Annotated in this window: 11 protein-coding genes; 3 read left to right on the top strand and 8 right to left on the bottom strand. The window is 73.4% G+C overall.

Annotated features, from left to right (window positions below; genetic code table 11):
- Positions 1-47 precede the first annotated feature (47 nt).
- The 4 genes from D7193_RS01490 to D7193_RS01475 all read right to left on the bottom strand — a co-directional run bounded on the left by D7193_RS01490 (position 48) and on the right by D7193_RS01475 (position 6121).
- Positions 48-1103: a GNAT family N-acetyltransferase gene (locus tag D7193_RS01490; RefSeq protein WP_120777580.1), complete on the bottom strand. Its 1056-nt coding sequence runs from the start codon at positions 1101-1103 to the stop codon at positions 48-50.
- Complete coding sequence (locus tag D7193_RS01485) at positions 1100-2233, bottom strand: DegT/DnrJ/EryC1/StrS family aminotransferase (protein WP_241562777.1); 1134 nt, start codon at positions 2231-2233, stop codon at positions 1100-1102. Before D7193_RS01485 ends, D7193_RS01490 begins: the two co-directional genes overlap by 4 nt.
- A gap of 740 nt (positions 2234-2973) precedes the next feature.
- A complete protein-coding gene (locus D7193_RS01480; protein WP_120777579.1) occupies positions 2974-3402 on the bottom strand; it encodes a hypothetical protein in 429 nt (142 codons plus the stop codon).
- Between the two features lie 223 nt (positions 3403-3625).
- Positions 3626-6121 (bottom strand): Tex family protein, encoded by a 2496-nt coding sequence (locus D7193_RS01475; protein ID WP_120779163.1) that lies wholly within the window; start codon positions 6119-6121, stop codon positions 3626-3628.
- 62 nt (positions 6122-6183) lie between these two features.
- On the opposite strand from D7193_RS01475, the gene D7193_RS01470 reads away from it, so the two are divergent.
- The gene (locus tag D7193_RS01470) at positions 6184-7695 is read left to right on the top strand and encodes a deoxyguanosinetriphosphate triphosphohydrolase family protein (RefSeq protein ID WP_120779162.1); all 1512 of its coding nucleotides are present in this window, start codon (positions 6184-6186) and stop codon (positions 7693-7695) included.
- Between the two features lie 37 nt (positions 7696-7732).
- Here the strand turns inward: D7193_RS01470 and D7193_RS01465 are convergent, their stop codons facing one another.
- The 4 genes from D7193_RS01465 to D7193_RS01450 form a co-directional block, all read right to left on the bottom strand.
- Positions 7733-8881: an MBL fold metallo-hydrolase gene (locus D7193_RS01465; RefSeq protein ID WP_120777578.1), complete on the bottom strand. Its 1149-nt coding sequence runs from the start codon at positions 8879-8881 to the stop codon at positions 7733-7735.
- A 98-nt stretch (positions 8882-8979) separates the two neighbouring features.
- The gene (locus D7193_RS01460; RefSeq protein WP_241562775.1) at positions 8980-9996 is read right to left on the bottom strand and encodes a serine hydrolase; all 1017 of its coding nucleotides are present in this window, start codon (positions 9994-9996) and stop codon (positions 8980-8982) included.
- Between the two features lie 98 nt (positions 9997-10094).
- Positions 10095-11039 (bottom strand): SDR family NAD(P)-dependent oxidoreductase, encoded by a 945-nt coding sequence (locus D7193_RS01455; protein ID WP_120777576.1) that lies wholly within the window; start codon positions 11037-11039, stop codon positions 10095-10097.
- The gene (locus tag D7193_RS01450; RefSeq protein ID WP_120777575.1) at positions 11036-12220 is read right to left on the bottom strand and encodes a zinc-dependent alcohol dehydrogenase; all 1185 of its coding nucleotides are present in this window, start codon (positions 12218-12220) and stop codon (positions 11036-11038) included. The genes D7193_RS01455 and D7193_RS01450 overlap by 4 nt, the downstream gene beginning before the upstream one ends.
- Before the next feature lie 182 nt (positions 12221-12402).
- On the opposite strand from D7193_RS01450, the gene D7193_RS01445 reads away from it, so the two are divergent.
- Both D7193_RS01445 and D7193_RS01440 read left to right on the top strand, forming a co-directional pair.
- Complete coding sequence (locus D7193_RS01445; protein WP_120777574.1) at positions 12403-12975, top strand: RNA polymerase sigma factor; 573 nt, start codon at positions 12403-12405, stop codon at positions 12973-12975.
- A 14-nt stretch (positions 12976-12989) separates the two neighbouring features.
- On the top strand, positions 12990-13949 hold the full coding sequence (locus tag D7193_RS01440; RefSeq protein ID WP_120777573.1) for a CU044_5270 family protein: 960 nt from the start codon (positions 12990-12992) through the stop codon (positions 13947-13949).
- The last annotated feature ends 34 nt before the right edge of the window (positions 13950-13983 follow it).

The raw sequence follows: 13983 nt of genomic DNA, 5'->3' as shown, positions 1-13983 counted from the left end.
AGTCCGTGCCGCCGAACCGATGCGCTCAGGTCCGTCGGGACGGGAGGTCAATGACCTGTGGCCCGATAGGCGGGAAAGAAGTTCGTCGCCACGAGTTCGTCGGCGGATGTGCCGAGTTGCCGGGCGCGCGCGGTGACCAGAGCGGCGTACCGATCCGGATCCACCACCATCGAGCCCGTCCAGAACGGGGTCCTGGACCCTCCGAAGGATCGTTTGAACCGGAACAGCCCGTCATCGGGCCGGACTCCGCCTCCCAGGTGGACCGTCCGGCAGCCGTTCTCCGACGCCCAGGTGAGAATCGTCCACAGGAGAAGGTTGTTGGCGCCCAGACGGCTGGCCGACGGGTCCGAGCCGGCCAGGTGGTAGTGAGCGCGATCCCGGTGGCGCAGCACGAGCGCGGCTGCCACCACGGCTCCGTCCGCGTCGCGCACCTCGGCGATGGACAGCGCCTTGTCCAGGCCGACGGCCAACTGACGGTAGTAACGATCAGGGAAGAGGTACCAGGGCTGGCTGTCGAGCCGGATCATGGTCGACTCGTACAGCCTCCGGAAGGGGGAGCCGGTCGACAGGTCACCCGGGCAGGTCGGGCGCACGGCGGCGGTGAGTCCCCTGCTGTGCGCCTTCCGGATCGCCGTACGGGACCGCCCTTCCATGGCGTCCCACACCCGCTCGGGGCCCTCGGACACCGGCACCGTGATGGTGTCCTGCCGCCGGACGAGGTCCACCTGTCCGAGCGTTCTGACGGCGTCCACCGAGGCGGGATCCAGCGGAGAGAAACGCAGGAAGATCGCTACGGTGTGAGTCTGACGCCAGTGGTCGACCAGGCGCTTCCAGAACCGCGCGAGATCGGCGGACGTGCAGCCGGGGTCGACATGGACGCCGGCGTATCCATAGGGCGTGGCCGCGTCCAGGTCGGTCTCGTTGGCGTGGCGCAACACGTACGGCACGAGCAACCGGTCGTGCTCGTGGGCGATCTGCCATCTACCGGAGTCCACCGACGCCGTCGCCGTTCCGTAGGCGGAGGTGTAGTACACGTCCGGGCAGTCGGCGTCGAGCAGGCCGGTGTCCTCGTCTCCGCCACCGACCGCGAAGACCGCGCTCATCGGGTTGTCAGGAAGTCGTCGATCGCCTGCTCGACCCGTGCCCGGTGGGAGTCGGTCATCGCCGAACCGCTGGGCAGCGTCAGGCCGGTGGTGAACAGCCGTTCGGCGGCGCCGGTCAACGCGGCCTCGGCACCGCTGTGGACCGGTTGCAGATGCATCGGCATCCACACCGGCCGCGTCTCGATGTGCCGGTCGGCCAGGTGCGCGGCGAGCTCCCGGGCATCCCAGCCCGCCTCGTCAGGGTCGACCACGATGACGGTCAACCAACAGTTGTCGCCCGGGTCGCCCTCGCCCAGCAGGTCGACGCCGGGCACGGCGGCGAACAGCTTGGCGTAGGACTCCCGCAGGTCCCGGCGTCGACCGATCATCGTGTCGAGGCGCCGCAACTGTGCCCGTCCGATCGCCGCCAGGACGTTGCTCAGCCGATAGTTGTAACCGATGTCGACGTGCTCGTAGTGCCACACCGGTTGCCGGGCCTGCGTGGCGAGATACCGGACGCGCTCGGCGAGTGCGGCGTCCTCGGTGAGGAGCATCCCACCACCCGAGGTGGTAATGATCTTGTTGCCGTTGAAGGACAGGACGCCGGCCCGCCCGAAGGAGCCGGCGGCCCGTCCTGCCCGCGTCGCGCCGAGTGCCTCGGCCGCGTCCTCCAGCACCGGTACGCCGGCCTCGGCGCACATCGGCAGGATGCGTTCGTAGTCGGCGCACCGGCCGAACATGTCCACCGGGATCACCGCCGCCACCTCGCGGCCGTCGCGGCGTAGCCGGGTGAGGGCAGTTTCGAGCAGGTCCACGTCGATGTTTCCGGTGAGTGGGTCACAGTCGACGAAGAACGGTCGTGCGCCGGTGTAGACCACCGCGTTGGCGGTCGCCGCGAAGGTCAGGGTCGGTACGATCACCACCTGCTCCGGTCGGGCACCCAGTGCCAGCAACCCGAGGTGCAGAGCGGCCGTCCCCGAGTTGGTCGCGACCGCGTGCGAAGTACCCACCCGGCTCGCCACCTCCGATTCGAAGGCGTCGACCTCCGGCCCCAGCGGTGCCACCCATCCGGACCTGATCGCGGATATCGCGTACCGCTCCTCCAGAGGGCCGACGTCGGGCGGGGACAGGTGGATCGTGTCGTTCGTCAATGCTCGTCACCCCAGGTCCGGGACTCGACTCACGACCGGGACCGTTCTGGCTTCCCGACGCCATACAGCGCCGTTCCACCGCCCGATCAGCCATTCGGATTAAATCGGTTATATCAGACAAACAGACGTCTGGATCCGAAACGCCCCACTCGGGACTCCAGATGAACAACCGCCCAGACCGCCGGACGGACACGGGTGACAGGTGCCCGACGTGGAGTGACGCGGCCGCGACGGCCGTGCGGGACGAGAAGGACCCCCGTGTCGAGGGTGATCAGGCTGGTTACTTCATGGCGGTCGCCGAGTCGGCTCGCCGGCCTCGGGGTCGCGCTGGCCCGGACATTTCCGCCGGCACAGCCCATCCGAGGGTGATCGACTCGACTTCCCTGAAGTCGCGCTGTCTGGACGGGTGGGACAGCGCGACTTTCTGGAACCGGAGTCGATCACGCCGGCCAGGGTGGTCGTGCGGGGCTCGGGTAGCGGGCAGTCGGGCGTGATCGGCGCCAGATCGCCGATGTGGCGGCATCCGGGCGCGCGGGCCCCCGCCATATCGACGACATGGAGTCGATCACGTCGAGTCGTGCCGGCGTCGGCGGTGGCGGGTCGCTGGGTGGCCGGTGGCCGGGCCGTATGGGGGCTTTCCTGTTCGCGCCACGGGCCCTCACGCGCCACCACACGCTGCCGATCGGTCGCCAAGGACCCCGATCTGCTCAAGATTGCGCAGCATCGTGGAAGCAGTGGGATCAGTCGTCGCCCGCGTCGAGTCGACGCGTGAGCAGGACCCGCAGCGGGATCGACTCCCCGTCACGCCCACCCTCGCCGACGATCAGCGGCGGGGGACTGGGCTCGGGTTCCGCGCCGACCAGCCGGGCACGCAGGCCGCCGGGCACGGTCAGCAGATGCCACCGCCCGTCCACGTCGACCGCGCGCGTCCGGGCCCGGTCCACGTACCAGCCGGTGAGCCGGGTCCGGTACCGACCCCGGCCGTCGTAGGAGCGCGCGTTGAGCCGGGTCGGCCGCAGGCCCCGCCGGGTCGCCTCGGCCACGAACCAGGCCACGATCTGCACGGCCTCGGCGTGCTCGGCCGCCCGCCGCCGGGCGTCGGCCTCGGCGTGCGCCCGCGCCGCCAGCCGCTGCCGCTCGGCCCACTCCAGACCGTCGTCCACACCCACACCCCGACCGTACGCCGCCCGCCCCGCCCCCGCCCGGCCCCGCCCGGCCCCCGCCCCCGCTCCCCGGCCCGTCGATCATGCAGTTGTGGTGCCCGAGAAGTGGCGATGTGAGCCCGTTCGTACCCCACCACAACTGCATGATCGACGGGCTCGGAGGGGCGGGCCCGGCGTGGGCAGGGTTCCTGCCCACGCCGGGCCCGTTGCCCTGGGCGCCGTACCGTGCTCAGGCCAGGCCGGCGCGGCGCAGCGCGTCGGCCATCGCCCCGTTGGCCGGCGCCGGCGCCCCGCGACCCTGCCGCGCGCCGCCCCGGTCGCCCTGGCCGCCGCGCCCGCCGCTCTGCCCACCGCCCTGGCCACCGCGACCATCGCCGCGCCCGCCGGCACTACCGCGCCCGTCGCCCCGCCCGCCAGCGTCGCCGCGCCCGCCGGCACCACCGCGGCCGTCGCCCCGTCCACCGGCACCGCCACGACCGTCCCCGCGCCCGCCGGCGTCGCCCCGGGCACCCCGGCCCGCGCCCCGGCGGTCGGCGTCGGCGCCGGGCTCGTCGTCGAGGCGCAGGGTGAGCGAGATCCGCTTGCGCGGTACGTCGACGTCGAGCACCTTCACCTTGACCACGTCGCCGGACTTCACGACCTCGCGGGGGTCCTTCACGAACGTCCGCGACATGGCCGACACGTGTACGAGCCCGTCCTGGTGCACGCCGACGTCGACGAACGCGCCGAACGCGGCCACGTTGGTGACCACGCCCTCCAGCACCATGCCCGGCGTCAGGTCGCCGATCGTCTCCACGCCCTCCACGAAGGTGGCGGTGCGGAACTCGGGCCGCGGGTCCCGGCCCGGCTTCTCCAGTTCGGCGAGGATGTCGGTGACCGTGGGCAGGCCGAACGTGTCGTCGACGAAGTCGGTGGCCCGCAGGCCCCGCAGGATCGTCGACTGGCCGATGAGCGACCGCAGGTCCTGCCCGGTGTGGGAGAGGATCCGGCGGACCACGGGGTACGCCTCGGGGTGCACGCTGGAGGAGTCCAGCGGGTCGTCCCCGTCGGGGATGCGCAGGAAGCCCGCGCACTGCTCGAACGCCTTCGGGCCGAGCCGCGGCACCTTCTTCAGGTCGGACCGGCTGCGGAACGGGCCGTTGGCGTCCCGGTGCAGCACGATGTTCTCGGCCAGCCCGGCGCCGATGCCCGACACCCGGGTCAGCAGCGGCGCCGACGCGGTGTTGACGTCCACCCCGACCCCGTTGACGCAGTCCTCGACCACGGCGTCCAGCGACCGGGAGAGCTTCACCTCGGAGAGGTCGTGCTGGTACTGGCCGACGCCGATCGACCGTGGGTCGATCTTCACGAGTTCGGCGAGCGGGTCCTGCAGGCGCCGGGCGATGGACACCGCGCCGCGCAGCGACACGTCCAGCCCGGGCAGTTCCTGGGCGGCGTACGCCGAGGCCGAGTAGACCGACGCGCCGGCCTCGGAGACGACCACCTTGGTCAGGTTGAGCTGCGGGTACCGCTTGATTAGGTCACCGGCGAGCTTGTCGGTCTCGCGGGACGCGGTGCCGTTGCCGATGGCCACGAGCTCCACGCCGTGCGCTCCCGCGAGCCGCGCGAGCGTCTCGATCGAGGCGTCCCACTGCCGGCGCGGCTCGTGGGGGTAGATGGTGTCGGTGGCGACCACCTTGCCGGTGGCGTCCACCACGGCGACCTTCACGCCGGTGCGCAGACCCGGGTCGAGGCCCATGGTCGGCCGGGCGCCGGCGGGCGCGGCGAGCAGCAGGTCGCGCAGGTTGGTGGCGAAGACCCGTACGGCCTCCTCCTCGGCCGCCTGCCACAGCCGCATCCGCAGGTCCGCGCCGAGGTGGATGAGGATCCGCGTACGCCAGGCCCAGCGCACCGTGTCGGTGAGCCACTTGTCGGCCGGGCGCCCCTGGTCGCTGACGCCGAACCGGCCGGCGATCGCCGCCTCGTACCGGCTCGGGCCGGCCGCGTCCGCCTCGCCGGCGTCCTCCGGCTCCATGGTCAGGTCGAGCACGCCCTCCTTCTCGCCCCGGAACATGGCGAGGATCCGGTGCGACGGCAGCTTCGTGTACGGCTCGGCGAAGTCGAAGTAGTCGGCGAACTTCGCGCCGGCCGACTCCTGTCCGTCGCGTACCCGGGCCACGAGCCGGCCCCGCGACCACATCTGCTCCCGCAGCGTGCCGATGAGGTCGGCGTCCTCGGCGAAGCGTTCGATGAGGATGGCCCGCGCGCCGTCGAGCGCCGCGGCCTCGTCGGCCACCCCCTTCTCCGCGTCGACGTAGCCGGCGGCGACGCCGCGCGGGTCCTGCGTCGGGTCGGCCAGCAGGGTGTCGGCGAGCGGCTCCAGGCCGGCCTCGCGGGCGATCTGGGCCCGGGTCCGCCGCTTCGGCTTGTAGGGGAGGTAGATGTCCTCCAGGCGGGACTTCGAGTCGGCCGCCATGATCTGGGCTTCCAGGGCCTCGTCCAGCTTGCCCTGGCCGCGGATCGACTCCAGCACCGCCGCCCGGCGCTCGTCGAGCTCGCGCAGGTAGCGCAGCCGTTCCTCGAGTGTCCGTAGCTGGGTGTCGTCGAGCAGGCCGGTGGCCTCCTTGCGGTAGCGGGCGATGAACGGCACCGTCGCGCCGCCGTCGAGCAGCTCCACGGCCGCCCGTACCTGGCGCTCGGCCACGCCGAGTTCCTCGGCGATCCGCTGATGAACAGAGAGGGTCACGATCTCGATCCGCCTTCGGGTGTGGTTTCCGCCCAGCATTCTGCCGCGCTAGCGTGGCGATCATGGAACCACCTGCGGAGCCCCGGGCGCGGCGGCTCTTCGGCGGCAGCGCCCGGACCCTCGGCGACCTCGCCGCGAGCCCCTTCCGGGCCGACCGGGACCGGATCGTGGGCTCGCCGTTCTTCGCCCGCCTCGGCGGCGTCACCCAGGTGATCAGCCCGGTCGGCTCCGGCCTGCTCGTGCACAACCGGCTCACCCACAGCCTCAAGGTCGCGCAGGTCGCCCGGGCGGTCGCCGAGCGGCTCACCGCCGACGAGCGGTGGCGTGACCTGCTGGACAAGCTGGGCGGCTGCGACCCGGACGTGGTCGAGGCCGCCGCGCTCGCGCACGACCTCGGGCACCCACCGTTCGGGCACCTGGGCGAACGGGTGCTGGACCGGCTGGCCCGGCAGCGGCTCGGGCTCACCGACGGTTTCGAGGGCAACGCCCAGTCGTACCGGATCGTCACCAGCACGGAGATCCGCGGCGCGGCGACCACCGGCCTGGACCTCACGGCGGCCGTGCGGGCCGCCATGCTGAAGTACCCGTGGACGCGGCTCGACCACCCCGACCCGCACCCACGGCTCATGGACCCACCCCCGCGCGGGGCGACCCCACCCCCGGACGACCCGGAGAGCGGCTCGTCGAAGTTCGGCGCGTACCGGACGGAGGTCGACGACCTGCGCCAGGCGCGGGAGCCGTTCGCGGGGCGGATCCCGGACTGGCAGCAGACCGTCGAGGCGTCGGTGATGGACACGGCCGACGACATCGCGTACGCCATCCACGACGTCGAGGACTTCTACCGGGTGGGGGTGCTCCAGCAGGGCGCCGTCGCCGCCGAGCTGATGGCCTGGCAGCGCGAGGGCGGGCACTTCCGGGCCGTCACCGACGCCGCGCTGGCCACCGCGGCCCGCCGTCCCGGCGCGGCCATCGAGCGGCTCCGCCGGCAGCTGCACCGCAAGGACGCCTGGGTGGCCGACGACGACGCCTTCGCCGCGGCCGTCGAGCACGTCCGGGAGGAGCTGGTGGACGGGCTGCTGGCCGTGCCGTTCGACGGCTCGATCGAGGCCGAGCAGTACGTGGCGCGCTTCTCCGCCCGCTGGTCCACCCGGTTCGTCGAGGCGATCACCGTGACCGAGCGGCCGGCGGTGCGCTCCGGTCACGTGCTGCTCGCCCCGGCACAGTGGCACGAGGTGCAGGTGCTCAAGTTCGTGCACCACCGGTTCGTGCTGGCCCGGCCGGATCTGGCGCTGCACCAGCGCGGTCAGGCCCGGCTGCTGGGCACTCTCGTGGAGGCGCTCTGGGAGTGGCTGCTCGACCCGGAGGAGGAGTCGCGGCTGCCGCGCCGCCTGCACGACCTCGTGGAACTGGCCGAGGCGGAGCTGCACCCGCGCACCCCGAACCGGATCGACCGGGCGCGGGGGCGGGCCATCGTCGACTTCGTCGCGCAGCTCACCGACAACCAGGCGGTGGCCATGCTCGACGCGTTGTCCGGGCGCTCCGGCGCCCTCTGGACCGACGCGTTCGTGCTCTGACCGCCCCTCGCGTGCCGTCGCCGGGCCGGGCGGACCGTCAGGCCACCGCCTGCCACCAGCCGTCGACGGGCGGCGGGTCGTCCACCACCACCCGCTCGCCGGGCCGGGGTACGGCGATCCGCACGTCGCGGGCCTTCGCCTCCGCCCAGAGCCGGTCCACGGGCTCGCCCCAGTCGTGCAGGGCGAGGTTGAACGTGGCCCAGTGCACCGGGATGAACAGCCCGCCGCGCAGGTCGAGGTGGGCGGTGACGGCCTCCTCCGGGTACATGTGGATGCTCGGCCACGCCCGGTCGTACGCGCCGATCTGCACGAGCGTCACGTCGAACGGGCCGTGCTGCGCGCCGATGGCGGCGTAGCCGGCGAAGTAGCCCGAGTCGCCCGTGTAGAAGACCCGGCGCTGCGCCCCGGCGATCACCCACGAACTCCACAGCGTGCCGTCCCGGCGCAGCCCCCGACCCGAGAAGTGCTGCGCGGCCGTCGCGGTGATCTCCAGGCCGGCCACGTGGTGGGTCTCCGACCAGTCCAGTTCGACGATCCGCTCCTCCGGCACGCCCCAGCGGTCGAGGTGCGCGCCGACGCCGAGCGGCACCAGAAACGGCGCGCTCTGCGTGGCCAGCAGCCCGCGGACGGTCGGCAGGTCGAGGTGGTCGTAGTGGTCGTGGGAGATCACGATCGCGTCGAGCGGGGGCAGCTCGTCGAGGCGCACCGGCGGCTGGTGCAGCCGGCGGGGACCGACCAGCGCCGACGGGGAGCAGCGCTCGCTCCACACCGGGTCGAGCAGCACCCGCCGCCCCTCGATCTCGACCAGCGCGGAGGCGTGGCCGTACCAGACGATGTTCAACTCCCGGCCCGCGTCGGTGTCGGCGGGCGCGTCGGCGGGCCGCACCAGCGGCACGGCGGCGCTGGGCCGGCGCTTCTGCTTGCCGAAGAGCAGCTCCCACAGCAGGTTGCGCCCCGGTTCGGCGATCGTCGACCGGGCGCCGGTCGGGTTGTGGAACCTGCCGTCGCGGAACTGCGGGGACCGCGCCGCCCGGCGTGCCCGCGCCCCGGCCAGCCGACCGCCGAGCGCGAGCGGCACGTCCCGGGCGGCCCAGGCCAGCCCGCCGAGCGCGGCCACGCCTGCCAGCCCGCCCAGCCGCCGGCCGAGGGCGCGGTCGAGTTCCGGTTGTTCCTGTGGTGCGCGCATGCTCGTCCCCTCCGGCCGTCTTCCGCACTCCACGGTAGCCACCGACCGGCCGCCGCGCTCCCGGGAACCGGGGGCACGACGGCCGGCCGGTGGACGGCTCAGCCGCCGTTGCTGGGGCGCTGCCGGCTCGGCCGGTAGTGTCGGCCGGCCCCGGCGAGCCGCGACGTCGCGTTCATCATGATCCGGCCGAGCCGGGCCCGCGCCTGGACGGCCGGGTGCGTGGCACCGAAGTTGTCCGCGTCGGCCTGACCGTCGGCGAAGATCGCGTACGTGAGCACGGCCGCGCCGGACGCGTCGAAGATGACGCCCGCCTCGTGCCGGGCGCTGCCGAACCAGCCCGCCTTGGTGGCCACCCGGGCCCGCTCCTCCGACGACATGGTGCGCCGGATCCCGTCGGTGAACGCGATGGGGGAGCGCAGCAGGTTCAGCAGGAACGCCGTGGACGCCGGCGAGAGCAGGGTGCCGGCCACCAGCGCGCGCAGCAGCTCGTGGGTCTCCCGGGGCGTGCTGGTGCCGAGGAAGAACCGGTTCGGGTTGGCGACCGGCTCGACCTGGGTGTTGGGGAAGCCCTTGGCGACCAGGATGGCGTTCAGCTCGGCGGCCGGGCAGACCAGGCCGCACAGGCGTACGGCCGTGTCGTCGGAGACGGTCAGCAGGGCGGCGAGGGCGTGCCCGAGGGTGACCGAGCTGGGGTAGGCGTTGTCGAGGCTGAAGATGCCGTCCCCGCCGGGCACCACGATCGAGGCGGTCACGTCGACCCGCTGGTCGAGGGTGAGCAGGCCCCGGTCGACCTTGTCGAGCACCGCCGTGGCCACCGCGATCTTGTTGACGCTGTACGCCTCGAGCCGCTGGTCCGGGTCGTCGGCCACGGCCACCACCGGGGCGCCGCCGGCCGCGTCCGCCACGCTGACGTACGCCTGCCAGTTGCCGCCGGCCTGCGTCGTCTCCCGCTCGTAGGCCTCGGCCACGCGGGCGGCGACCCGTTGCGGGGTGGCCGCCGCGGTGGTCAGGTCCGCGTCGGCGTCCCCGGGAGCGGCCGACGCCGGTGTGCCGGCGCCCAGCACGGTCCCGGCGGTGGCCACCGTGCCCAGCCCGAGCGCGGTCCTGCGGTTCACCCTGATAGTCAATCGTCTCTCCCGTCGTGGTGCACCGGAGTGCTCTGCGGTCCACCACACTAGAAGAACCGATCGACGTCCGTGACCCCGTCGACGGCTCACCGCGCCCGCCGCAGGACGCGCGCGCCGACCTCCCCGGGGAGCGCCGCGGTTCTCCGCGCCAGGTGCGCGAGGTCGGGCAGCCAGCCGCCGCGTACGGACTCGCTGGCCGGATCGGGGGCGAAGACGACACCGTCGTGCGCCGGCGCCGGCCGGTCGGCGATCCCGAGCCGGCGCATCAGCGGCCCGACCAGGAGGTCGTAGAGGCCGGGCAGCACCGTGAAGCCCAGTCGCATGATCGGGTTGAGCCGTCCCACCGACACCTCGCGGCGGGGCCGGTCGGCGCAGGCCACGATCGCCCGGGCGACCCGCCGTGAGGTGGTGACCGGTGGCGGCGGGCGGCCCACGTGGCCCAGGTGGTTGGCCGCCCGCTGGTAGATCGGTGTGTCCACGCTGCCGGGGCTCACGAGGCAGACGTGGATGTCCGGGCTGTCCCGCAGTTCCTGCTGGAGCGTCCGGACCAGCCCGGCCAGACCCCACTTCGCGGCCACGTAACTGCTCAGGTACGGCGCCGTCATGTGCCCGAGCACCGAGCCGGTGAGGATCAGGGTGCCCGAACCGGCGGCCCGGAAGTGGCGCAGCGCCACCCGGGCGGCGTCCGCGGCCGCCAGCAGGTCGGTTCGGACCACCTGGTCGAAGACGCGTGCGGGTAGCTGGTCGAAGCGCCCGTACGCGGTGACCGCCGCGGTGTGCACCCAGACGTCGATGCGACCGAACCGGTCGACGGCCGCGGCGGCGAGGGCGTCCAGCGCCCCGGGCGTGGTGACGTCGGTCGGCACGGTGAGCACCTCGGCGCCCTCGGCCGCGCACTCGACGCGTACCTCCTCGAGGGTCCGCGGCGCGCGGGCGGCGAGCACGAGACGGTCGCCGCGCCGGGCGAACTCCCGGACCGCCGCCCGCCCGATGCCGCTGGTCGCGCCGACCGCCACCACGACCCGGCTCACGGTTCGAGCACGACCTTCACGCAGCCGTCCCGCTTCTGCTGGAACATCTCGTACGCCTCCGGCGCCCGCCGCAGCGGCACGCGGTGGGTGCGCAGGTCCGCCACGCCCAGCGGGTCGTCGTCGCCGCTGAGCACCGGCATGATCTCGTCGACCCAGCGACGCACGTGGCACTGGCCCATGCGCAACTGGATGCCGCGGTCGAACATCTCCATGAGCGGCATCGGGTCCTGCTCCCCGCCGTAGACGCCGGAGATCGAGACGGTGCCGCCGCGGCGGACGGCCTTCAGGGCGGCGTGGAGCACGCTGAGGCGGTCCACGCCGGCGCGGTCGATCACCTCTTGGGCGAGCCGGTCCGGCAGCAGTCCCGCGGCGGCCTGGGCGAGCTTGCCGGTGGGGGAGCCGTGCGCCTCCATGCCGACCGCGTCGATCACCGCGTCCGGGCCGCGCCCGTCGACCAGGTCGACGAGGGCGCCCGGCACGTCGTCGATCTCGCGGACGTCGAGCACCTCCACACCGTGCCGGCGGGCCATCTCCAGCCGCTCGGGCACCAGATCGAGCCCGATGACCCGGCCGGCGCCGAGGTACCGGCCGACGCGGGCGCAGAACTGCCCGACGGGGCCCAGCCCGAACACGGCGAGGGTGCCGCCGGGCGGGGTGTCGGCGTACCGCACGGCCTGCCAGGCGGTGGGAAGGATGTCGGAGAGGTACAACCACTGCTCGTCCGGGCCCGTCTGCGGGACGGTGATCGGACCGAAGTCGGCGTACGGCACCCGCAGGTACTCGGCCTGGCCGCCGGGCACCGAGCCGTACAGGTCGGTGTAGCCGAACAGCGCGGCGCCCTTGCCCGCGCTACGGACCTGGGTGGTCTCGCACTGGGCGTAGAGCTGCCGTTCGCACATCCAGCAGGTGCCGCAGGCGATGTTGAACGGCACCACCACCCGGTCGCCGGGCCTCAGCCGGGTCACCGCCGAGCCGACCTCCTCGACGATTCCCATCGGCTCGTGACCGAGGACGTCGCCCGGCTTGAGGTACGGCGCGAGCACCTCGTACAGGTGCAGGTCCGAGCCGCAGATCGCGGTCGAGGTGATCCGTACGATCGCGTCGGTCGGCTCCTCGATCCGCGGGTCCGGCACCTCCTCCACCCGCACGTCACGCTTACCCTGCCAGGTCAGTGCCTTCATGTCCGGTTCCCTCCCCTGGGAGTTCTCCCCCGCACTGCTACCCAGGGTGGGCGGGTTGAACCGGACCCGACCCCGGAGCCCCGGAGGCCGCCCGCGGTCCGTATCTGTCGTGCCGGATTCGGTAACAGCCGCGTTCCGCCGTACGAAGAAGAGGTGTGACGGCTACCAGAGAGGACAGCCCTGTGCGTGACCCTGACCCAGCGGAGGGCGACATCTGCCGCATCGGAGTCGATCCGGTGGCCTTCGAGGCCTTCTACCGGCGGCACGTGGAGGCGGTGGGCCGGTTCGTGGCGCGGCGGGTCGACGACCCCCATCTCGCCGCCGACCTCACCGCCGACGTGTTCCTGGCGGTGATCGAGTCGGCGGCCGGCTACCGGCCGGACCGAGGCAGCCCGGTCGGCTGGCTGTTCGGGGTGGCCCGCAACGTCGTCGCGGACGAGCGGCGCCGGGCGGCGCAGCGGCTGCGGGTGACCGGGCGGATCGCCGGACGGCGGGATCTGGACGCCGACGACATCGCCCGCATCGAGGAGCGGATCGACGCCGAGTCGGCGGCCCGCCGTACCCATCGGGCGCTGAGCGGGCTGCCCGAGGAGACCCGCGCGCTGGTCGAACTCGTCGCCGTGGACGGTCTCACGGTCCGGGAGGCGGCGGCCGCCCTCGGGTTGACGCCGGTCGCCGCCCGGGTCCGCCTGCACCGCGCCCGCCGCACCGTCCGCGCCGTGCTCGCCCGTCCGGCCACCAACCTCGCCCTCTGAGACGGAGATACGCCATGACCAGGAGAGACCAGTCGCCGCACGGCTTCGAGGAGCAGCTCCTCGCGGATCTGAAGGCACATGTCGTCCGTCGGGCCGAGCCGGTGCCGACGGCCCGTACGGTCGGACGACGCGTCCGGCTCCCGCGCGGTTGGCGCCTCGCCGGCGCGTTCGGGCTGGCGGTCGCGCTGGCCGCCGGCGGCCTGACGGTGCAGACGATGGGTGACCGGCCCGCGTCCACGGCCAGCGCGGCGGAGATCTTCCGGCTGGCGGCCGACGCCGCCCGGGAGCAGCCCGAGCTCGTCGCCCGACCCGAGCAGTACGTCTTCACCGAGTTCCTGGCGACGATGCGGGAGTTTCCGGACAGCGGCCCGTACCGTACCTCGCGGGTGCAGATGTGGCAGTCGGCCGGGGGCCTGGCGCACGCGCAGGCACGGTACCGACCCGAGAACGAGCCGGACGGCTGGGGCGAACTGAGGGTGCTCCGCCCGAACGATCCCGCGGATCCCGAGAAGGAGCTCGACGCACTTCCGTCGCCCGCGTACCACGGCGACCTGCCCACCGACCCGGACGAGCTGCTCCGCTACCTCCGGGAACACCCGGTCGACCTGCATCTGCCCGAGAGCGCCGACGAGCAGGCCGTGTACGGGGGCGAGACCATGCCGTACACCACGGCGCGGTCGATGCTCGACGGCTACGTGCCGCCCCGGGCGCTCGCGGCGCTGTTCGAACTGCTGGCGCGGGAGCCGGGAGCGGTCGTCGTCCCCGGCGACGTGGTGGACGCCGCCGGCCGGCACGGCGTGGCGATCCGGATGCCCGGGGTGATCGGCGGTAGCCGCGACTTCGTCTTCGACCGGGACACCCACGTCTACCTCGGCACGCGCGACTCCGTCGTGCGTAACGGCAGGGAGTCGCCGTTCTCGGCCACCGCGCTGCTCCGGGTCGCGATCGTCGACCGGCCGGGTCAACTGCCCTGAACCGGTACGGCCGGGAAGACGGCGGGCCGCCACA

The sequence above is a fragment of the Micromonospora costi genome, from assembly GCF_003626655.1.
Lineage (GTDB): Bacteria > Actinomycetota > Actinomycetes > Mycobacteriales > Micromonosporaceae > Micromonospora > Micromonospora costi.
The sequence above is the reverse complement of the archived record's forward strand: the minus strand, read 5'-3'. Positions and strand labels throughout refer to the sequence as shown.

Bases quoted from the DNA above. Each gene is read 5' to 3' on its own strand.
- D7193_RS01490 (WP_120777580.1), bottom strand. From the start codon at position 1,103: ATGAGCGCGGTCTTCGCGGTCGGTGGCGGAGACGAGGACACCGGCCTG.
- D7193_RS01470 (WP_120779162.1), top strand. From the start codon at position 6,184: ATGGAACCACCTGCGGAGCCCCGGGCGCGGCGGCTCTTCGGCGGCAGC.
- D7193_RS01465 (WP_120777578.1), bottom strand. From the start codon at position 8,881: ATGCGCGCACCACAGGAACAACCGGAACTCGACCGCGCCCTCGGCCGG.
- D7193_RS01450 (WP_120777575.1), bottom strand. From the start codon at position 12,220: ATGAAGGCACTGACCTGGCAGGGTAAGCGTGACGTGCGGGTGGAGGAG.
- D7193_RS01440 (WP_120777573.1), top strand. From the start codon at position 12,990: ATGACCAGGAGAGACCAGTCGCCGCACGGCTTCGAGGAGCAGCTCCTC.